21 protein-coding genes are annotated in these 20,160 nt (G+C 73.1%); 14 read left to right on the top strand and 7 right to left on the bottom strand.

From position 1 onward, the window contains the following. Positions 1-7: 7 nt before the first annotated feature. The 7 genes from rsmI to HQQ78_RS10040 all read left to right on the top strand — a co-directional run bounded on the left by rsmI (position 8) and on the right by HQQ78_RS10040 (position 7,032). Positions 8-835 (top strand): 16S rRNA (cytidine(1402)-2'-O)-methyltransferase, encoded by an 828-nt coding sequence (gene rsmI / locus HQQ78_RS10070; protein ID WP_056048904.1) that lies wholly within the window; start codon positions 8-10, stop codon positions 833-835. A gap of 93 nt (positions 836-928) precedes the next feature. Next, complete coding sequence (locus HQQ78_RS10065; RefSeq protein ID WP_082452609.1) at positions 929-1,921, top strand: NADP-dependent oxidoreductase; 993 nt, start codon at positions 929-931, stop codon at positions 1,919-1,921. A gap of 96 nt (positions 1,922-2,017) precedes the next feature. Further along, the gene (gene metG, locus HQQ78_RS10060; protein WP_056049295.1) at positions 2,018-3,586 is read left to right on the top strand and encodes a methionine--tRNA ligase; all 1,569 of its coding nucleotides are present in this window, start codon (positions 2,018-2,020) and stop codon (positions 3,584-3,586) included. Next, positions 3,583-4,560: a TatD family hydrolase gene (locus HQQ78_RS10055; RefSeq protein ID WP_082460596.1), complete on the top strand. Its 978-nt coding sequence runs from the start codon at positions 3,583-3,585 to the stop codon at positions 4,558-4,560. Before metG ends, HQQ78_RS10055 begins: the two co-directional genes overlap by 4 nt. Continuing rightward, a complete protein-coding gene (gene rsmA, locus HQQ78_RS10050; protein WP_173152916.1) occupies positions 4,560-5,462 on the top strand; it encodes a 16S rRNA (adenine(1518)-N(6)/adenine(1519)-N(6))-dimethyltransferase RsmA in 903 nt (300 codons plus the stop codon). The genes HQQ78_RS10055 and rsmA overlap by 1 nt, the downstream gene beginning before the upstream one ends. A 3-nt stretch (positions 5,463-5,465) precedes the next feature. After that, positions 5,466-6,080: a hypothetical protein gene (locus HQQ78_RS10045; protein WP_056048896.1), complete on the top strand. Its 615-nt coding sequence runs from the start codon at positions 5,466-5,468 to the stop codon at positions 6,078-6,080. A gap of 13 nt (positions 6,081-6,093) precedes the next feature. Continuing rightward, entirely contained in the window at positions 6,094-7,032 is a 939-nt protein-coding gene (locus tag HQQ78_RS10040; RefSeq protein WP_159827195.1) for a 4-(cytidine 5'-diphospho)-2-C-methyl-D-erythritol kinase, read from the top strand. A 73-nt stretch (positions 7,033-7,105) separates the two neighbouring features. Here HQQ78_RS10040 and HQQ78_RS10035 read toward each other — a convergent pair whose 3' ends face one another. Further along, the gene (locus HQQ78_RS10035) at positions 7,106-8,773 is read right to left on the bottom strand and encodes a hypothetical protein (protein WP_123571619.1); all 1,668 of its coding nucleotides are present in this window, start codon (positions 8,771-8,773) and stop codon (positions 7,106-7,108) included. A gap of 31 nt (positions 8,774-8,804) precedes the next feature. On the opposite strand from HQQ78_RS10035, the gene HQQ78_RS10030 reads away from it, so the two are divergent. Then, entirely contained in the window at positions 8,805-10,058 is a 1,254-nt protein-coding gene (locus HQQ78_RS10030; RefSeq protein ID WP_371740473.1) for a ThiF family adenylyltransferase, read from the top strand. A 7-nt stretch (positions 10,059-10,065) separates the two neighbouring features. Here the strand turns inward: HQQ78_RS10030 and HQQ78_RS10025 are convergent, their stop codons facing one another. Both HQQ78_RS10025 and moaA read right to left on the bottom strand, forming a co-directional pair. Continuing rightward, entirely contained in the window at positions 10,066-10,395 is a 330-nt protein-coding gene (locus HQQ78_RS10025) for a MoaD/ThiS family protein (RefSeq protein WP_173152910.1), read from the bottom strand. 1 nt (position 10,396) lies between these two features. Next, positions 10,397-11,491 (bottom strand): GTP 3',8-cyclase MoaA, encoded by a 1,095-nt coding sequence (moaA, locus tag HQQ78_RS10020; RefSeq protein WP_123571616.1) that lies wholly within the window; start codon positions 11,489-11,491, stop codon positions 10,397-10,399. 158 nt (positions 11,492-11,649) lie between these two features. On the opposite strand from moaA, the gene HQQ78_RS10015 reads away from it, so the two are divergent. Genes HQQ78_RS10015 through HQQ78_RS10000 form a run of 4 tightly spaced genes read left to right on the top strand, consistent with a single transcriptional unit; the run spans position 11,650 to position 14,748 of the window. Then, a complete protein-coding gene (locus HQQ78_RS10015; RefSeq protein WP_173152907.1) occupies positions 11,650-12,054 on the top strand; it encodes a molybdopterin-binding protein in 405 nt (134 codons plus the stop codon). Positions 12,055-12,056: 2 nt separating this feature from the next. After that, complete coding sequence (modA, locus tag HQQ78_RS10010) at positions 12,057-12,872, top strand: molybdate ABC transporter substrate-binding protein (RefSeq protein ID WP_173152904.1); 816 nt, start codon at positions 12,057-12,059, stop codon at positions 12,870-12,872. Further along, on the top strand, positions 12,869-13,693 hold the full coding sequence (locus tag HQQ78_RS10005) for an ABC transporter permease (RefSeq protein ID WP_233568493.1): 825 nt from the start codon (positions 12,869-12,871) through the stop codon (positions 13,691-13,693). The genes modA and HQQ78_RS10005 overlap by 4 nt, the downstream gene beginning before the upstream one ends. Next, on the top strand, positions 13,690-14,748 hold the full coding sequence (locus HQQ78_RS10000) for a sulfate/molybdate ABC transporter ATP-binding protein (protein ID WP_173152901.1): 1,059 nt from the start codon (positions 13,690-13,692) through the stop codon (positions 14,746-14,748). The genes HQQ78_RS10005 and HQQ78_RS10000 overlap by 4 nt, the downstream gene beginning before the upstream one ends. Here HQQ78_RS10000 and HQQ78_RS16395 read toward each other — a convergent pair. After that, on the bottom strand, positions 14,736-16,205 hold the full coding sequence (locus tag HQQ78_RS16395; protein WP_173152898.1) for a glycosyltransferase 87 family protein: 1,470 nt from the start codon (positions 16,203-16,205) through the stop codon (positions 14,736-14,738). The two genes, HQQ78_RS10000 and HQQ78_RS16395, sit on opposite strands and share 13 nt — an antisense overlap. 75 nt (positions 16,206-16,280) lie before the next feature. On the opposite strand from HQQ78_RS16395, the gene HQQ78_RS09990 reads away from it, so the two are divergent. Both HQQ78_RS09990 and HQQ78_RS09985 read left to right on the top strand, forming a co-directional pair. Continuing rightward, a complete protein-coding gene (locus tag HQQ78_RS09990; protein ID WP_173152896.1) occupies positions 16,281-17,639 on the top strand; it encodes a molybdopterin-dependent oxidoreductase in 1,359 nt (452 codons plus the stop codon). Continuing rightward, a complete protein-coding gene (locus tag HQQ78_RS09985; RefSeq protein ID WP_173152893.1) occupies positions 17,636-18,142 on the top strand; it encodes a hypothetical protein in 507 nt (168 codons plus the stop codon). Before HQQ78_RS09990 ends, HQQ78_RS09985 begins: the two co-directional genes overlap by 4 nt. On the opposite strand, the gene HQQ78_RS09980 is transcribed toward HQQ78_RS09985, so the two are convergent. The 3 genes from HQQ78_RS09980 to HQQ78_RS09970 are packed head-to-tail and all read right to left on the bottom strand — an operon-like array spanning position 18,091 to position 20,140. Beyond that, a complete protein-coding gene (locus HQQ78_RS09980; protein WP_123571609.1) occupies positions 18,091-18,792 on the bottom strand; it encodes a bifunctional 2-polyprenyl-6-hydroxyphenol methylase/3-demethylubiquinol 3-O-methyltransferase UbiG in 702 nt (233 codons plus the stop codon). The genes HQQ78_RS09985 and HQQ78_RS09980 overlap by 52 nt on opposite strands. Beyond that, positions 18,789-19,475, bottom strand: coding sequence for a DUF2064 domain-containing protein (locus HQQ78_RS09975; protein ID WP_056048862.1), 687 nt, complete (start codon positions 19,473-19,475; stop codon positions 18,789-18,791). Before HQQ78_RS09975 ends, HQQ78_RS09980 begins: the two co-directional genes overlap by 4 nt. Continuing rightward, positions 19,472-20,140: a glycosyltransferase family 2 protein gene (locus HQQ78_RS09970; protein ID WP_056048859.1), complete on the bottom strand. Its 669-nt coding sequence runs from the start codon at positions 20,138-20,140 to the stop codon at positions 19,472-19,474. The genes HQQ78_RS09975 and HQQ78_RS09970 overlap by 4 nt, the downstream gene beginning before the upstream one ends. Positions 20,141-20,160: the final 20 nt, after the last annotated feature.

The following is a 20,160-nucleotide window of genomic DNA, read 5'->3' as shown; positions in this document are numbered from 1 at the left end:
TGGGCGGGTGATCGTGCTCGCCGCCACCCCCATCGGAAACCTCGGCGACGCCAGCCGTCGCCTGATCGAGACGCTGTCGAACGCCGAGGTCGTCGCCGCGGAGGACACGCGCACGGCGATCCACCTGATGCGCGCCCTGGGCGTCGAGAACCGCCCCCGCCTCATCGCCCTGCACGAGCACAACGAGCGCGAGAAGGCGGGCGAGATCGTCGAGCTGGCCCGCGCCTCCGACGTGGTCGTGCTCACCGACGCCGGCATGCCCGCCATCAGCGACCCCGGGTTCCCGCTCGTCGAGGCCGCCGCGGCCGCGGGCGTCACCGTCACGGCGATCCCCGGCCCGTCCGCGGTGCTCACCGCGCTCGCCGTGTCGGGACTGCCCACCGACCGCTTCAGCTTCGAAGGCTTCCTGCCGCGCAAGCAGGGCGACCGTCTGCGCGTGCTGGGGGCGCTCGCCGACGAACGCCGCACCATGGTGTTCTTCGAGTCGCCCCACCGCCTGGCCGACTCGCTCGGCGACCTGGTCACCGCTCTCGGGGCCACGCGCCGCGTGGTCGTCTGCCGTGAGCTGACGAAGCTGCACGAAGAGGTGCGCCGCGGCAGCGCGGCCGAGCTCGCCGAGTGGGCGGCCGAGGGCGTCCGGGGCGAGATCTGCATCGTGGTCGAGGGCGCCCCCGAACGCGTCGTCGACCTGGCCGCCGGGCTCGCGCAGGTGCAGGCCCTGGTCGCCGACGGCACCCGCCTCAAAGAGGCCACCGCCGACGTGGCCGCCGCCACGGGTCTGTCGAGGCGCGACCTCTACCAGGCCGCCCTCGCCGCCCGCCCGCCCCGCGCGTAGGGCGTGGCGTACGCCGCCCAGCCCGGCGGGTGCAAGCTCGGAGGAGGCGCGTGCCCGGAGGAGGCGCGGCCCACCACGAGCAGGAGGTACGACATGAAGGCGGTCCGTTTCGAGCAGTACGGCGACATCGACGAGCTGAAGGTCGAACAGGTGGCGAAGCCCGAGGCGGGTGCCGGCCAGGTCGTGGTCGCCGTCAAGGCGGCGGGCCTGAACCCCGGTGAGGCGGCGATCCGCGCCGGACTGATGCACGACGCGTTCCCTGCGGCGTTCCCGTCGGGGCAGGGGACCGACTTCGCCGGCGTGGTCGACGAGGTCGGCGCGGGGGTCGACGAGTGGTCCGTCGGTGACGAGGTCGTCGGGTGGGCCAACCGGTCGTCGCACGCCGAGTTCGTCGTCGTCGACCACGACGAACTCGTGGCGAAGCCCGAGAACGTGCCGTGGGAGGTCGCGGGCAGCATCAGCGTGACCGGACCCACCGCCTACGCCGCGCTGCGTGCCGTGCAGGCCACCGAGGGCGACACGATCGTCGTCTCGGCCGCGGCCGGCGGCGTCGGCGTGATGGTGTCGCAGCTCGCCGTCCTCGGCGGGCTCACCGTGATCGGCACCGCGAGCGAGCGCAACCACGACTTCCTGCGGCAGCTCGGCGTCACGCCCGTGGAGTACGGCGACGGCGTCGTCGACCGCATCCGTGAGGCCGCCCCCCAGGGCGTGGACGCGTTCGTGGACTGCTTCGGCCAGGGCAACGTCGGGTACGCCCTCGAGCTCGGCGTCGCGCCGCAGCGCATCGACACGATCATCGACTTCGCGGCCGTCGAGCAGCACGGCGTCAAGGCCGAGGGCAGCGCCCAGGCGACGTCGCAGGCCGTGCTGTCCGAGCTGCTCGAGCTGATCTCGACCAACAAGATCATGGTGCCGATCGACGGGATCTTCCCCCTCGACGACGTCAAGGACGCCTACCGCGACCTCGAGGACGGCCACGCCCGGGGCAAGTACGTGCTCGGCATGGACGTCGTCGAGTACCCGGGCGAGCACGCCGGCGAGCGGGCGGGTTCCGACGACCGCACCGAGGAGCACGACGCGACCTGACCGGTCGACGCGACCCGCGCCTCCTCGTCCCCGGCGGCGGACGCAGGAGGCGCGGGTCGCGTCATCACGTCGGTGCCCCCACCTAAGATGGTCCCCATGCCCGCCGGCGACTCCTTCTTCATCGCAACGCCCATCTTCTACGTCAACGACGTGCCGCACATCGGTCACGCCTACACCGAGGTCGCAGCCGACGTGCTCGCCCGGTGGCACCGTCAGCGAGGTGACGACGCCTGGCTGCTGACCGGCACCGACGAGCACGGTCAGAAGATCCTGCGCACGGCCACGAGCCACGGCGTGACTCCGCAGGAGTGGGCCGACAAGCTCGTCACCGAGTCCTGGAAGCCCCTGCTCGAGACCGTCGACATCGCCAACGACGACTTCATCCGCACGACCGACGCCCGCCACGAGGCCGGCGTGCAGAAGTTCCTGCAGAAGCTCTACGACGACGGCTTCATCTACCAGGGTGAGTTCGAGGGCTTCTACTGCGTCGGCTGCGAAGAGTACAAGCAGCCGAGCGACCTGGTGCCCGGCACCGGCGCCTACGAGGGCGAGCAGGTCTGCGCGATCCACAGCATCCCGGTCGAGGTGCTGCAAGAGAGCAACTACTTCTTCCGCATGAGCGACTTCGAGCAGCGACTGCTCGACCTCTACGAGGCCCAGCCCGACTTCGTGCAGCCCGACTCGGTGCGCAACGAGGTCGTCTCGTTCGTCAAGCAGGGTCTGCGCGACCTGTCGATCTCGCGACAGAGCTTCGACTGGGGCGTCAAGGTGCCCTGGGACGAGAAGCACGTCGTCTACGTGTGGTTCGACGCCCTGCTCAACTACGTCACGGCCATCGGCTACGGCGTCGACGACGACGAGTTCCGGCGTCGCTGGCCGGCCGTGCAGCTCGTCGGCAAGGACATCGTGAGGTTCCACGCCGTCATCTGGCCCGCGATGCTCATGGCGGCCGGGCTGCCCGTCCCCAAGAACGTCTTCGGCCACGGCTGGCTGCTGGTCGGCGGCGAGAAGATGTCGAAGTCGAAGCTCACGGGCATCGCCCCTCAGCAGATCACCGACGTCTTCGGTGCCGACGCGTTCCGGTACTACTTCATGCGCGCCATCACCTTCGGTCAGGACGGCAACTTCAGCTGGGAAGACATCGCGGCCCGCTACCAGGCCGAGTTGGCCAACGGGTTCGGCAACCTGGCCTCGCGCGTCGTGGCCATGATCACCCGCTACTTCGACGGCACCGTGCCCGTCGCCGGCGACCTCACCGAGGCCGACCTGGCCGTCCGTGAGACCGAACTGCGGGTCACGGCCGAGGCCGACGCGGCGATCGACCGGTTCGCCATCAACGAGGCGCTCGCGTCCATCTGGCAACTGGTCGACCAGCTGAACGGGTACATCACCGAGCAAGAGCCCTGGGCCATCGCGAAGGACGAGTCGCAGCGCGAGCGCCTGGCGACGGTCCTCGCCACCGCGCTGCGGGGTCTCGGCACCCTCACCGTGCTGCTGTCGCCGTTCATCCCGACGGCCACGCGCACCCTGTGGCAGTCGATCGGGCAGGGCGAGCTGACCAGCCAGCCCGTCGACCGGGCGGCCGAGTGGTCGAGCGCTCCCGACGTCCAGCCGCTCGCCGCCGGTCTCTTCCCGCGCATCGAACAGCCCGAGCCCGCGGCATGAGCGACGACACGTCCGGTGGCGGCGGCGCGACCTCCGGGCCGGCCGACGGAGTCCCGGCGACGCACGTCCGCCACCGCTCGTCGGGCGCGGACGGCCAGAAGCGCGACCTGACCTACCCCGCGCCTCCCCAGCCCCTCGTCGTGCCGGTCTACGACAACCACACGCACCTCGAGATCGCCGACGGCGTCGGAGACGACGGCGACGGCCCCCTCGACTACCGCGAGCACCTCGACCGGGCCTCGTCCGTGGGCGTGCGCGGCGTGGTGCAGGTCGGCACCGACCTCGAGACGTCCCGCTGGTCGGCCGAGATCGCCAGCCGCGAGCCCCGGGTGCTCGCCGCCGTCGCCATCCACCCGAACGAGGCCCCGGCCCTCGCGGCCGCGGGCACCCTCGACGAGGCGCTGTCCGAGCTGGACGGGCTCGCCGCGAGGCCGCGCGTGCGCGCCGTCGGCGAGACCGGGCTCGACTTCTTCCGCACCGGCGACGACGGTCGGGCGGCCCAGCTCGAGGCGTTCCGCGGCCACATCGAGATCGCCAAGCGCCACGGCCTGGCCCTGCAGATCCACGACCGCGACGCCCACGACGACGTGGTCGACCTGCTGCTCGAGGTGGGCGCTCCCGAACGCACCGTCTTCCACTGCTTCAGCGGCGGGCCGGAGCTGGCGAGCATCCTCGCCGAGAACGGCTGGTACGCGTCCTTCGCCGGCACGGTGACGTTCAAGAACGCCCAGCCCCTGCGCGACGCCCTCGTGCAGTTGCCGCGCAACCTGATCATGGTCGAGACCGACGCGCCCTACCTGACGCCGGTGCCCTACCGCGGTCGCCCCAACGCGCCGTACCTGATCCCCTTCACGCTGCGGTCGATGGCCGAGACGATCGGCACCGACGTGTCCATGCTCGCGGCCCAGATCTCGTCGACGACCGAACTGGTGTACGGCAGCTGGGACAGCGAGCCCGTGACGGTCGAGGGCTGATGTCGCGCGCCACCCTGCTCGGCCCCGCCGAGATCCGTGACCTCGCCGACCTCCTCGGCGTGCAGCCGACCAAGAAGCTCGGGCAGAACTTCGTCCACGACGCCAACACCGTGCGTCGCATCGTCGCCGCGTCGGGTGTCTCGGCGGGCATGACCGTCGTCGAGATCGGCCCCGGGCTCGGCTCCCTGACCCTCGGCCTGCTCGAGGCGGGCGCCAAGGTGGTGGCCGTCGAGATCGACAAGCGCCTCGCCGAACAGCTGCCGAAGACCGTCGCGCAGCTGCAGCCGGCGGCCGACCTCACCGTCGTCGTCGACGACGCCCTGCGCGTGACGACCCTGCCCGACGAACCGACCCACCTCGTGGCGAACCTGCCTTACAACGTCAGCGTGCCGGTGCTCCTGCACTTCCTCGAGCACTTCGACGGGCTCGAGCACGGGCTCGTCATGGTGCAGTCCGAGGTCGGTCTGCGCCTGGCCGCCGAGCCCGGCTCGAAGGTGTACGGCGGGCCGAGCATCAAGGCGGCGTGGTACGGCGAGTTCCGGGCCGCGGGCCAGGTCAGCCGCCAGGTGTTCTGGCCGGTGCCGAACGTCGACAGCATCCTCGTCGCGTTCGACCGCAAGCCGGCCCGCGGCAGCGAGCTCGAGCGTCGGGCGACCTTCGCCCTCGTCGATGCCGCGTTCCAGCAGCGACGCAAGATGCTGCGCCAGTCGCTGTCCTCCCTCTACGGGTCGTCCGCCGCCGCCTCCGAGGCCCTCGAGCGTGCCGGACTCGCCCCGACCCAGCGGGGAGAGCAGCTCACCGTCGACGACTTCCTCGCCGTGGCCCGGGTCAGCGACGTCGACGCCCTCGCCGGGGCGTCCGTCGCCGCCGTGCTGCACGCCGACGAGGGCGAGGCCGGCTGAGCCGTGCCCCGACGCAAGAACGGCCCCGACGGCGCGCCGTCCGGCAGGGCCAGGGGCAGGGACGGTGGCGGTGACGAGCGCGGGCACGGTGAGCAGCGGCTCAGTGACGCCCGGCTCGGGTCGGGCACCGGACGCGGTGCGGCCGAGTGGTTCGCACGGCTCGACGCCGCGGGGGCGGCGCGACTGTCCCACGAGCAGATCTCGCGCCTCCTGGTCGACGAGTTCGAGGTCGTGCCGTGGTGGGCCGAAGGGATCACGGTGCGCTACGAACAAGAACGCGGCGTCGAGCCGCCGGGGCGTCAGCCCGACGGCAGCTACGCGGTCACCGTCGGCCGCAGCCTGAGGGGTGCACCGCTCGAACTGTTCGACCTCGCCGTCGACCGGTTCGCCCGGTACGCCGGCGGTCCGCCCGAGGTCGTCGCCCGGTCCGCGACGCGTCCGACCGCCGACTGGACCCTCGCGCACGGGGACACGCTGCGCCTCCAGGTGGTGTCGACCGCCGGTCCGAAGTGCTCGGTGTCGTTGACGCAGGGCAGCCTGCGCCTGCCCGAACGGGTGCAGCCCGTGAAAGAGGGGTTGACGCGGGCGTTCGGCGTCATGAGTGATCGCCAGAACTGACTAGGTTGGACGCATGACGTCCGTGGCCGCCCCGACCGTGGTCCACACGCGTGCGCCGGGCAAGATCAACGTCTTCCTCGCCGTCGGTGACCTGCAGGACGACGGTTACCACGACCTCGCGACCGCCTACCAGGCCGTCTCCCTCTACGAGGACGTGCGCGCGCGTCGCGCCGACGACTTCACGGTCAGCGTCACGGGTGGCCCGTCCATCGACGTGTCGGGCGTGCCGACCGACGGGTCCAACCTGGCGATCAAGGCCGCCCGCCTGCTGGCCGAGACGACCGGCTACACGGGCGGCGTCGCCCTGACCGTCGACAAGGCGGTGCCCGTGGCCGGCGGCATGGGGGGCGGATCGGCCGACGCCGCCGCGACGCTGCTCGCGTGCGACACGCTCTGGGGAACCGGCGTCGGTCGTGACGAACTCCTGCGGCTCTCGGCCCGACTCGGTGCCGACGTCCCGTTCGCCTTCGCCGGGGGCACCGCGATCGGTACCGGTCGCGGCGACGAGCTCAGCCCGGCCCTGGCGAAGGGGCAGTTCCAGTGGGTCCTGGCCGTGGCCGACGTCGGCCTCTCGACGCCGCGCGTCTACGACGAACTCGACGCGCACCGTCTGCGGCACCAGGGCGAGATCCGCTCGGTGCGGCACCCCGTCGTCGACGCCGGCGTCCTGCAGGCACTCCGGGCGGGCGACCCGGGCATGCTCGCGGACGCCATGCACAACGACCTCCAGGCGCCCGCCCTGCACCTCCAGCCGGGCCTGGCCGACGTCCTCGAGCTCGGTGAGGGCAACGGGGCCCTCGCGGGCATCGTGTCGGGCTCCGGTCCGACGGTGGCGTTCCTCGCACCCGACCTCGACGGCGCTCTCGAGCTGCAGATCGCGCTGAGCGCCGCCCGTCTCACGGTCGTCCGCGCCACGGGCCCGGTCCACGGCGCCCGCGTCGTCACCGACTAGGCCCGGGCCCCGGGACGTCGCCGAGCCCCCGCGCGCGTACGGGGGCTCGGCGACGTCCCGGGGTCTCGCGGGCTCAGCGCTCGTACTTGAGCACGTTCGTGCGGGTGAGGTGCCACTCGTCGGCGACGTGGAAGCCCTTGGCGGCGAGGTCCGCGGTGACCCGGGGCCTCCAGTCCTGCTTGTCGCTCGTGATCAGCCAGACGACGTCGAGGTCGTCGGTGCGGTCGATGACGTCCTCGAGCGGGTGCTGGACCTCCCACAGCCCGCCGGTCTCGGCCGCGGGGGTCTCCAGCGTGAAGTCCGACATCCCCTCGAACGCCGCGGGGTACGTGTTCTCGATGATGCGCGACGTGGCCTTCGGGTGTCGACGCACGGGGCCGAAGACGACGCCCTCGGCCGTCCCGGCCGGTTCGAGCGCCCGTTGCTCGCTCACGAGGTCGGCCACCTGGTTCCACGCGGCCGAGTCCTTCGCCTCGGGCTGACGCTGACGTTCGTAGGTCGGGGCGGTGAGCACCACGGCGACCAGCAGGACGAGGGCGATCACCCGCCGCCAGGGGATGGCGGCCACGGCGACGGCCATCATGATCGCGACGGCCGGGGTGCCGAAGGTCAGGTAGCGGGGCGAGTAGAGCGGCTCGGTCACGAGCGAGACGCCCACGAGGCCGACGGTGGGCACGATCATCCAGGGCAGGACGACCTCGGCCAGTCCCCGGGCACGGGGCACGAGACCGGCGACCACGACGACCAGGCTGGCGAGCACCAGCATCCAGCCGAAGACGGCGAAACGGTCGTTCTGGTAGAACCACTGCGTCGTCAGCACCTGGTCGATCGTCGCGAAGCTCGGCCGGTCGAGCCAGCCGACCTGGCCGCTCTGCTCGGACGTGAAGTACACGACGGGCAGGCTCGCGAGTCCGGCGACGGCCGCACCGGCGAACCAGCCGAGGAACGAACCGCGTGCTCCGTGCGGTGCGCCGACGAGCGGGGTCGACGCCACGGCGTCCTGCGACGTCGCCACCGACCCCGAGGAGGCGCGGAGCCGGCGCTCGCGTCGCCACTGCACCAGCATGGTGACGCCGTGCCCCACCACGACGAAGGCGACGTACAGGAAGAAGAGAACCGAGACGACGGCGAGCACGGCGTAGGCGACCCACCAGCGGACGGCCGAGGCCCGGGTGCGGGTCTCGCCGACCTGGGCGGTCCGGCGCGAGGCGGTGACGAGGACGAGGGTCAGGGCGACGGCGAACATCGCCGAGAAGGCGTACGAACGGCCCTCGCCGCCCATCCAGGTCACGCGGGGGATCAGGCAGAACAGCAGGCCCGCCACGACGGCCGTCCGGCGGTCGGCCAGGGTGCGGGCGAGCACGACCGTGAACGCGGCGGCGAGCCCCGTGACGATCGTGCTGGGCACCCGGAGCGAGATCGGCGAGTACGGGAAGACGTCGAACCACAGGTGCATGAACGCGTAGTACGTGGCGTGCACCAGGTCGACGGTCTGGACCATCTGCCAGAGCTGGCCCCAGCTGCGGGTCGCCGAGATGACCGTCGCGGCCTCGTCGTACCAGACGGACGGCACCCAGAGGAAGGCGCCCGACAGCACGGCGGCGAGCAGGCCGACGAGCACGGCGTCGAGATGACGCCAGTGCCGGAGGCGCGTGAGGGCCGTGCTGCGGCCGGTCCCGGGCGTCGTGGATACAGTGGGCGCGGTCGATCGACCGTCGGCCGGATGCAGGAGGTTCGTCATGTCGTCTCTTCCCCCTCTCGGAGGATCTCGCGTGCGACACGGGGGTGACGCGCGCGGGGCGGCCGTGCACGACGGTGGCGTGCACGGTGCCGGCGTGCGCGACGGTGGACACGGCGGCGACCCCGTCGAGGGCGAACGCTACTCGCGAAGCGTGCGCCTGCCGGGGTTCGGTCTGGGCTCCCAGGGGCGCCTGGCGGCGTCGAGGGTGCTGGTGGTCGGGGCCGGCGGGCTGGGCGCGCCGGTCATCCAATATCTCGCAGCCTCGGGTGTGGGAACCCTGGGAATCGTCGACGACGACGCCGTCGATCTGTCGAACCTACAACGGCAGGTGCTCTTCCGCCCCGACCAGCTGGGCTTCCCGAAGGCCCGCGCCGCCGCAGACTGGGTGCGTGCCGCCAACCCGGACGTGACCGTCGTCGCCCATCCCGTCCGACTGAGCGACCGCACCGCCGACCTGCTCGACGACTACGACCTCGTGGTGGACGGCAGCGACTCGTTCGACACCTGCTACCTGGTGGCCGACGCCGCGGCCGAGCGCGGTCTGCCGGTCGTCTGGGGCAGCGTCAACCGCTGGGACGGACAGTTCAGCGTCTTCTGGGACGACGCCCCGGACGGCCGGGCGGTCGACTACCGCGACCTGCACCCTGCCCCGCCCGCCTCGGGCTGGGACGAGTCCTGCGCCGACGTCGGCGTGCTGGGGCCGCTGTGCGGGACGGTGGGCGCGGGCATGGCCGGAGAGGTCGTCAAGCTGCTGACCGGTCTCGGCGATCCGCTGCTCGGCCGGGTCGTAACCGTCGACGCCCTGGGCGGCACCTGGCGGGAGAGCCGGTTGGCCCGCGCCCCGCACCGGGCCGAGGCCCGGGCGACGGTGAACGACGCGCGCCGCGCCTCCTCGTCCTCGGTGCCCGAAGGCCAGGCGACCACCGCCGACGGGCCCGCGGCCCGTGGTCGCCGCGTCGGCCCCGACGTCGACGCGGCCGAGCTGACGACCCTGCTCGGGGCGCGAGCGACGGGCGACGCCGACTTCACGCTGCTCGACGTGCGCGAGGTCGACGAGCACGACTTCGCCCACATCTCCGGTGACGCGCAGGCTCCCGGGTACGGCACGCGCACCCGCCAGCGGCCCGAGCTCGATCCGGCGCAGCGGGTGGTCGTCTACTGCGCCCGAGGGCCGCGGGCCCGCGCCGCGGCCGACCTGCTGGCGGGCGAGGGCTTCGACGTGTCGGTGCTGCACGGCGGCATGCTCGGGTGGCAGCTCGCGCAGGGGGCACCCACGCGACCGTAGGCGGCGTTCAGCCGCCGGCGAACGGCGGCATGACGTCGATCACCGCGCCGTCGGGGACGAGCTGCTCGCGGTCCCGCGTGGTCAGGCCGTCGACGAGGAACGAGCAGCGCAGCAGCACGTCGCGGAAGTCCGCGGCCGACACGCCCTCGACCGGGCGGACCTCGGTGAGCAGGCGCCCGATGGTCGGGCGTTCGCCCGCGGGCACCTCGACGCGCTGGTCGTCGCGGCCCACGGCGGTGCGGGCGGCGGCGAAGAACCGCAGCGTCGACGAGAAGGGGGCCGAGACGGGGGCCGGGGTGGCTCCGTCGACGGTGGGGGCGGGGTTCGTGGTCGTCATCTCAGCCTCCGATGGCGCTCATGGTGCGTTCCGGCTGCACGAAGTCCGGGTCGTCGATGCCGTGGCCCGAGGGCTTGGCCCACATGGCACCGCGCCAGGCGTCGGCCAGTTCGAGGTCGCTCGCCCCGCTCCGCAGCAGGTCGCGCAGGCCGGTCTCTCCGCCGCTGAAGAGGCAGCTGCGTATGCCGCCCTCGGCGGTCATGCGGGTGCGCCGGCAGTCGGCGCAGAACGGTTCGCTGACCGAGGCGATGATGCCGACCCGCCCGGCCAGCCCGGCGTCGTCACCGCGGCCGACGGCGTCGAACAGCTCGGCGGGTGCTCCGTCGCGCTCGACGTCGGCGGGGCTGAGGTCGAAGCGCGTGGCGATCAGCGAGTGGATGTCGCGTGAGGTGACGAAGGAGGCGCGGTCCCAGCTGCGGTCGGCGTCCAACGGCATCTGCTCGATGAACCGCAGCTCGTGGCCGCCGCGCAGGGCCCAGGCGAGCAGGTCGGGCGCCTCGTGGTCGTTGATGCCGGGCAGCAGGACGGCGTTGATCTTGACCGGGGTGAGGCCGGCCGCCGCCGCGGCGTCGACGCCGGCGAGCACCTTGTCGAGGAACGGACGACGCGAGACCTTCATGAACGTCTCGGCGTGCAGCGAGTCGAGCGACACGTTGACCCGGTCGAGCCCGGCGTCGGCCAGGGCCTGGGCGCGGTGCGCCAGGCCGATGGCGTTCGTCGTCAGCGACACCTCGGGCCGCGGGTCGATCGCGGCGACCCGTCGCACGATGTCGATCAGGTCGGCACGCAGCAGCGGCTCGCCCCCGGTGAACCGCACCTGCCGGACGCCGAGGTCGCGCACGCCGATGCCGACCAGGCGCACGATCTCGTCGGCGTCGAGCGCCTGTTCACGGGGGAGGGCCGGCAGGCCCTCCGCCGGCATGCAGTAGGTGCAGCGCAGGTTGCACTTGTCGGTCAGCGAGACCCGCAGGTCGGTCGCGGTCCGACCGAAGCGGTCGAGCAGTCCCGGAGCGGCGTCGCTCGACGGCCGCGCGGGCAGCAGGTCGTCGGCGGGGGCCCGGCCGGGCATGGTGGGCAGTCCGAGCGAGACGGTCATCCGTCGAGGTTAAGCCCGCGGGGCCGAACGTGGGGTGTCCATGGGAGGCGACCCGCGCCTCCTTTCGCTCCGCCGTGCACGACGCCCCGCCCCGCAGGCTCGTCCGGGGCCACTCCCTGCGGCTGCGCGACCGCGCATTCGGAACTAGGCTCGCGTCCATGACGCAGATGCGGATCAAGGACGCGGCGGCGTTCCTCGGCGTGAGTGACGACACCGTGCGACGCTGGATCGACCTCGGCCTGCTCGAGAGCGAGAAGGACGACGCCGGGCGCGGCGTGGTCGACGGGCTCGCGCTCGCGAGGCTCGCCCGGAAGAACGCCGTGCTGCCCGCCGACCCGTCCGAGGTGGGGCGGTCGGCACGCAACCGCCTGGTGGGCGTCGTGACCGAGATCACCGCCGACCGGGTCATGGCCCAGGTCGAGCTGCAGTGCGGCCCGCACCGCATCGTCTCGCTGATGAGCAGCGAAGCCGTCCGCGAGCTGGGCCTCGAACCCGGTTCGGTGGCCATCGCCGTCGTGAAGGCCACGACGATCATCATCGAGACGCCCGGCGGGAAGGCCTGACCATGAGACGGACCCCCCGCGTCGTCACGGCGCTCGTCGGAGCCCTCGCGGTGGCGACGGCCCTCGCCCTGACGGGGTGCTCGGGCGCGACCGTCGACACGGCGACCAGCGCGACACCGACGGCCTCCGACCCGACCCTCGAGGGGTCGATCACCGTCTACGCCGCCGCCTCGTTGACGACGACGTTCACCGAACTCGCCGACGAGTTCGAGAAGGCGAACCCGGGCACGACCGTCGACCTGACCTTCGCGGGCTCGTCCGACCTGGTGACGCAGATCACCGAGGGAGCCCCGGCCGACGTCTTCGCCTCGGCCGACGAGAAGAACATGGCGAAGCTGACCGACGCCGGACTCGTCGACCCGTCCGCCTCGGAGGACTTCGCCACGAACGTCCTCACCATCGCCGTGCCGCCGTCGAACCCCGCCGACGTCACGGGCTTCGCCGACCTCGGTAAGTCCGACGTGAAGACCGTGGTCTGCGCGGCCCAGGTGCCCTGCGGTGCGGCGACGGTCGCGGTCGAGCGGGCCACCGGCGTCACGATCTCGCCGGTCAGCGAGGAGTCCTCGGTCACCGACGTGCTGGGCAAGGTCACCTCGGGGGAGGCCGACGCCGGGCTGGTCTACGTCACGGACGTCGAGGCCGCCGGCGACAGCGTGACAGGCATCGAGTTCCCCGAGGCCGACCAGGCCGTCAACACCTATCCCATCGCCCCTGTGGCCGACACGGCGAACCCGGCGGTGGCCGAGGCGTTCGTCGCCTTCGTCACCGGCGAGGTCGGGCAGGGCGTGCTGCGGGACGCCGGCTTCGGCACGCCGTGACGCCCGCCCTGCACCGCGCCTACGCCGGCGTCCCGGTGTGGATCGCGGTCGTCGCGGCCCTGGGGGCGGCCTTCGTCCTGCTGCCCCTCGTCGCCATGGTGTCCCGGGTCGACTGGGCCGAGTTCGTGCCGCTGGTCACCTCCGAGTCGTCGGTCGCCGCGTTCTGGCTCAGCCTGCGCACGTCGGTCACGGCGACCCTCCTCTGCGTCGTGCTCGGCGTCCCGATGGCGGTCGTGCTGGCCCGCACCGGGTTCCGGGGCCAGAGGGTGCTGCGGTCGCTCGTGCTGCTGCCGTTGGTGCTCCCGCCCGTCGTCGGAGGCATCGCGTTGCTCTACACCTTCGGGCGCCGCGGCCTGCTCGGTCAGGCGTTCGACGCGCTCGGCGTGACGATCGCGTTCTCGACCACGGCGGTCGTGCTGGCCCAGACCTTCGTCGCCCTGCCCTTCCTGGTGCTGAGCCTCGAGGGCGCCCTCCGCACGGTGGGCACGCGCTACGAGGCCGTCGCGGCGACCCTGGGCGCCCGGCCCACGACCGTGCTGCGGCGGGTCACGCTGCCGCTCGTGTTGCCCGCCCTCGTCTCGGGCGCCGTGTTGTCGTTCGCGCGGGCCCTCGGCGAGTTCGGGGCGACGCTGACCTTCGCGGGATCGTTGCAGGGCGTCACGCGCACACTTCCGCTCGAGATCTACCTGCAACGCGAGACCGACCCCGACGCCGCCGTGGCGCTGTCGCTCGTGCTCGTCCTCGTGGCGGTCGTCGTCGTCGCCCTGGCCCATCGGGCGGGCGGGCCGTCCGGCGTCGCCACCCGGAGGCGCGGGTCGTGACGCTCGAGTTCGCGGCGGTCGTCGAGGACCGCGGCTTCGACGTCGAGCTGGAGGTGGCCGACGGAGAGACGGTGGCCGTCCTCGGCCCCAACGGGGCCGGCAAGTCGACGCTGCTGTCCCTGGTCGCCGGCCTCCTGCGACCCGACCACGGCACGGCCCGCCTGGGCGACCGCGTGCTGTTCGACGTCGACGGCCGCGGGCGCGGACCCTCGCTGCGCCCGCACGAGCGCGGCGTCTCGATGCTCGCCCAGGACGCCCTGCTCTTCCCGCACCTCAGTGCGCTCGACAACGTCGCCTTCGGCCCGCGCAGCACCGGGGTGCCTCGACGCGAGGCCGGCCGCCGAGCCCGCGACTGGCTCGACCGGGTCGACGCCACGGGGCTCGCCGAGCGGCGTCCGGCGCAGCTCTCGGGTGGACAGGCGCAGCGGATCGCCGTCGCCCGTGCCCTGGCCGCCGACCCCTGCCTGTTGCTGCTCGACGAGCCGATGGCGGCTCTCGACGTGTCGGTCGCGCCCGCCCTGCGACGGACCCTGCGCGACGTCCTCGCCGACCGCACGGCGGTGATCGTCACGCACGACGTCCTCGACGCCTACACGCTGGCCGACCGGGTCGTCGTGCTCGACGGCGGCCGGGTCGTCGACGCCGGCCCCACGCGCGCCGTCCTCGACCGTCCGACCACGCCGTTCGCCGCGGGGCTCGCGGGGCTCGACCTGCTGACCGGCACGGCCCGCGGGGGAGGCGTCCGGTTGGAGGACGGCACCCTGCTGACCGCCCGGTCCGCCGACGGGCTCCCGGCGGGCGCCGCGGCCGCGGTGGCCGTGCGGCCGAGCGCCGTGCGCGTGTCGACCGGGACCCCCTCGGGTCCGACGCCGTCCGAGAACGTCCTCGACGTCGTCGTCACGGACCTCGAGCCCCGCGGGGACGTCGTCCGGGTCCGGGCCGGCGACGTGTCGGCCGACGTCCCGCCCGGCGTGGTCGCCGGCCTCGACCTCGTGCCGGGCAGCGTCGTCCGGTTCTCGTTCGACGCCGGGGACGCCGTCGCCTACCTGGTCTGAGCGGGCCTGGGGCTCGACGAGGGGGCGGACCGTCGGCGGCCGACGACCCGACGCAGCCGGCCGACGTCGCGCCCGACGGCGTCGAGCAACCGGTCCGTGAACCCGGGGCCGGCCCGCCAGAGCGTCACGAGCAGGATGACGAGCACGGCCGAGGCGAGCGACGCCCGCTGCAGTGCCATGCCCGGCTCGAGCTGGCGCACGAGCAGGGCGAGCGGGATCGCCAGCCACTCGACCCGCCCGGTCAGCGCGACGAACGGCACCAGCAGCAGGGCGTACCAGGGGTAGCGGGGGCTCACCGCCACGAGCGTCACGCCGATCATCACGAGCTGGCCGAGCCACGGGTCGTGAGCCGGGGTCTTCACCCACACGAGCACCGCCGTGACACCGACGATCAGCACGGCGACCGGTGTCGTCCACGCGTCCGGCATGAAGGCCGACAGGAACACGAAGCGCGAGCCGTCCTCGTAGCCCTCTTCGGTCAGGTAGCCCGGCAGGTACCCGAGCACGCCCCACCCGGTCATCGCGACGTAGGGCACGTAGAGCACGGCGAAGGTGACGACGGAGGCGCCGATCACCTTCCAGGGCTGCCCGCGCAGCAGGGCGGGTGCCGCGATCACCGGGATCAACTTGGTCGCGATGGCGGCCCCGAGCGCGATGCCGCCGCGGAAGCGCCGACCGGTGGCGACGAGCAACGACGCGGCGACCACGAGCACGGCACCCAGGAGGTCGACGTGCGAGTTCGTGACGCCCTCGCCGACCACGAGCGGGCACCAGCCCCACAGCGCGGCCCAGCGGGGGTCGAGACCCCGCCGGCGCAGGGTGGCCAGCAGGGCGACGGTCGTGCCCAGCACCAGCACGAAGCCCATCGCCTGCAACGGGAAGAACCCGGCGTCGGGGCCGACCACGGCGGACACCGCCCAGAAGTACAGTTCGGCCATCGGCGGGTAGATGGTCGGCACGTCCGGCCGGTTGATCAGCGTGCAGACGACGTCGCCCGTCTGGCTGTCGTAGGCACGGTGGACCTGGCGGTCGGGTTCGCCGCAGCGCTCGCCGATCGTGCCGTCGTCGCGGGTGAACGGCGTCGACTCGGGGAAGATCCAGGCCGGCCGCAGGTCGCGCAGCTCGCCCGCGTCGGGCGTGTACTCGTACGGCGAGACGCCGGCGGTCTGCACGATGCCGTCCCAGGCGTAGCGCGCCGGGTCGGTGCTCGTGTTGGGTACGCCGGTCAGGCCCGCCCCGCCGACCAGGGCCGTGCCCGCGACGACGAGAGCGGTGACGTGGCGCACGGGCACCCGGCGCAGCAGCACCACCGCCAGGGCGAACAGCGCCCAGCACACGGCGGTCCAGACGACGAAGTCGGTCCGCAGGTCTTTCATCAGGAATCCGACGTTCACGACGCCCCAGGCGATCGCCCCGGCCAATCCGAGGACGGCCACGGCCGCGAACACAGTACGCACGCCCCCAGTCTGGCCGAATCGGCCCTGGGAGTCGTGCACATCGGAGATGATGAGCCACATGAGACGACCGACACCATGAGGCGCCTGCTGTACGAGGCGCGCCGCGCCGCCTCGTCGCCGAACCGCAACGCCCGGTCGGCGACCGTCTTCGGTCGCCTCCTCGGCGCCGCGTTCGTCATCTGCCTGCTGACCGGGCTCTACAGCCACTTCCTGCAGGAGCCCCTCGACGGGATGCGGTTCCCGACGAGTCCCGTCTGGCTCTACCAGGTGAGCCAGGGCGTCCACATCACCGCGGGCATCGCCTGCATCCCCCTGCTGCTGGTCAAGCTGCACTCGGTGTTCCCGCAGCTCTTCCAGCACCCGCCGATCAAGCACCCGGTCGACGTGCTCGAGCGCGCCTCCATCGCCCTGTTCGTGGCGACGTCGATCCTCCAGCTCGTCACCGGCCTGCTGAACACGTACCAGTACTACCCGTGGCCGTTCCCGTTCAAGCAGGTGCACTTCGCCCTGTCGTTCGTCATCATCGGCTCGCTCGCGATCCACATCGCCGTCAAGCTGCCGCTCATCACCCGCTACTGGCGGGCGCGGGACAGCTACGACGCCGAGGGGCGCTTCGTCGAGCCGTCGTCCGAGCTCGACGAGGCCCGCGCCGCGTTCGTGGCCGAGAGCGAGGCGACCGCCGAGCTCGCCCGGTTCCGTGCCGTGCGCGACGCCGACGGGACGCGACGCGACCGTGATCCGCACGCCGCGCCTCCTGCGCCCGCCCGCGGCCTCACCGGACGCGTCCTCCGCTGGATCGACTCCGCACACGAGGTCGACCGCGAACCGGGCCGCGCCCGGGTGTCCCGCCGCGGCTTCTTCACCGCCGCCGGCGTCGCCACCGGGGGAGTCGTCGCGCTCACGGCCGGGCAGTCCTTCGCCCCGCTGTCACCGCTCAACGCCTTCGGCCCGCGGCAGCGCGGGCTCGGCCCGAACGACCTGCCGATCAACCGAACGGCCGCCGCCGCCCGGGTGCTCGAGACGGCCATGGACCCCGACTGGCGGCTCGACGTCCTGGTGGGCGGCGTCGCGACCTCGTTCACGCTCGACGCGCTGCGCGGGTTCGACGGGGCCGACGAACGCCTGCCGATCGCCTGCGTCGAGGGCTGGAGCCAGACCGGCGCCTGGCGCGGCGTCCGCCTCGTCGACCTGCTGGCGGCTGCCGGCGCCCCGACCGACCAGCGCCTCCGGCTCACCAGCCTCGAAGAGAAGGGTGGCTACCGCGTGACCGAGATGGGCCCCGAGTACGCCTCCGATCCGCGCACCCTCGTCGCCCTCGAGCTGAACGGCGAGCCGCTCAGCATCGACCACGGCTACCCGGCGCGCATGATCGCCCCGGGCCGACCCGGCGTGCTGCAGACCAAGTGGCTCAGCTCGATCGAGGTGCTCTCGTGAGCGCCCGGGTGCCCTCGGCCGCGTCGAGCGCAGGAGGCGCGGGCACGTCGCGCACCGTCCGCGTCGTGCGCGGGGTGCTGATCGCCCTCGGCGTGGCCCTCGTCGGCCTCGGCGGCTGGGTGCTCACCGACACCGTCTCCCCGAACCGGTACGGCGGACTGCTGCTCTGGCTGGCCGGTTCGGTCGTCGTGCACGACGCCGTGCTCGCCCCCGTGGTCGCCGCGGTCTCGCTGCTCGTGCGGCGGACCGGACGCCGCATCCGGCCCGCGGTCCTCTGGATCGTGCAGGGCGCGGTCGTCGTCGGGGCGATCTTCTCGCTCGTCGTCGTGCCCGAGATCGTGGCGAAGGCGAAGGGGCCGAAGAACGACACCGTGCTGCCGTTCGACTACGGCCTGCGCCTGGCCGTGCTGTGGCTCGTCATCGCGGCGCTGACGGCCGCTGTGGTCGCGCTCTACCTGGCGCGCAGGCGGCAGAAGGTGCGTCCGTCGACCGACCAGGTCTGAGCGACCCGCAGGCCCGCGCGTCGAGCGTGGCGGTGCAGGGCCTCGCGGCCGACCTCCGCCCAGGGGAAGGTCGCGCTGGCATGACCCTGGTCGTCGACCACGTGGGCCTCGTAGCTGTCGTCGAGCGACGCCTCGGGGGCGGTCTCGACGACGACCGAGCCGGTCGCGGTGAGGATCTCGGCGCAGCGGGTCAGCAGCGCCGTCGGGTCGCCGCCGATGCCGACGTTGCCGTCCAGCAGCAGCGCGAGGTTCCACTGGCCCTCGCGGGGCAGCGGGTCGAAGACCGACCCGCCGGCCACGGGCAGGCCGGCCTCGCGGGCCATCGCCACGGCCGTGGGCGAGACGTCCAGACCCAGGACGGTCAGGCCGCGGTCCACGGCGGCGCGCACCATGCGGGCCGGCCCGCAGCCGATGTCGAGCACGGGGCCGGTCTCGCCGTCGAGGGTGGTGAGGTCGGCCGCGTCGGCGTCGGCGCTCCAGCGCGCGACGTCGAACGCCTCGTCGTCGCCGACCTCGGGGGGCGACGCGGGGCGTCCGGCACCGCCGGCCGCGCGGACGAGTTGCAGGAGCCCCTCGTGACGCAGGGCGCGCGCGTACGGCTCCGCGCCTCCTGAACCGAAGGTGGCGGGCTGTTCGGGGGCGATGGTCATGAGGTGACCCCTTCGGTGGCGGGATCGGTCGTGCGGGCGACGCCGTTCGTGGTGGTGGTCGTGGGGGGCGCCTCGGCGTGCCGCAGGGCGGCGGCGAAGCGGCTGTCGGGTGCGACGGACGCGACGAGGCGGGCGTCGTCGATCGTGTCGACGTCGACGAGCTCGGGCAGCATGCGCACGGTCAGGCCGGCGTCGGCGAGTCGGCGGAGCTGGTGCGCACCCGTGTCGTCACGCGACATCGGCACGCCGCGCAGCAGGTCTCCGGTCGGCCGGGAGAGTCCCAGGGCCCAGAACCCGCCGTCGTTGGCCGGGCCGAACCAGGCGTCGACGTCGTCGGTCCACGCGTCGAAGACGGGGGCGAGGGCCTCGACCGTGACCTGGGGGGTGTCCATGCCGATCAGCACGGTCTTCCCGTCGACCTCGTCGAAGAGGGCGCCGAGGCGTGCGTCGAGGTCGCCACCGATCTGAGGGATCACATCGAAGTCTTCGGAGCCGACGGGCCTGCGGTTGCCGTCGAACAACAACACGCGACGCGTGGCGGGCAGCCGACGGACGACGTCGAGGGTGTCCTGGATCGCGGCGGCCGCGACGTCGGCGGCCTGCTCGAGGCTGAGCGGGGGGTGCAGGCGCGTCTTGACCTTGCCCGGGATCGTCTCCTTCGCGATCACCACGAGGGTCGTCATCGGCCGACCTCCCTCAGGAGTCGCGACATGTCCTTGATCGCGACGGACGTGCCGCGGATGGTGCCGGTCACCTTGCTGCGGCCGACCCGGGGCGAGTAGGGCGCGTCCTGCTCGACGATCCGCCAGCCGGCCTCGCTCGCGCGCAGCACCATCTCGAGCGGGTAGCCGCTGCGGCGGTCCTTCAGGTCGAGGTCGAGCAGTGCCCGGCGCCGCGCGACGCGCATCGGGCCGAGGTCGTGCAGGGCGACGCCGCTGGCCCGCCGCATGAGGTGCGAGAGGGCGAGGTTGGCGATGCGGGCGTGCACCGGCCAGGCGCCCCGGGTCGTCGGGCGCCGGCGGCCGAGGACGAGATCGGCGTCACCGGCCATCACGGGGGCGGCGAGGGCGACGAGGTCGGCGGGGTCCATCGACGCGTCGGCGTCGCAGAACGCGACGTAGTCGGCCGTGGCGGCCTCGAGACCGGCGTGGGCGGCGCTGCCGAAGCCGCGCCGCGCCTCCTGCACCACGGTCGCACCGTGCTCGGCGGCGACGCGAGCGGAGTCGTCGGTCGAGCCGTTGTCGACGACGATCGCGTGCCAGCCCTCGGGCAGGCGGCCGAGGACCCAGGGCAACGCGCCTTCTTCGTCGAGACAGGGAAGCACGACGTCGACTCGGGGGCTGCTCATCCTCTCGACTGTACGGATGC

The organism is Frigoribacterium sp. VKM Ac-2859 (assembly GCF_013204925.1).
Classification (GTDB): Bacteria; Actinomycetota; Actinomycetes; order Actinomycetales; family Microbacteriaceae; genus Frigoribacterium.
Note: the sequence above shows the minus strand (reverse complement) of the source record. Positions and strands in the feature narration are given on the sequence as shown.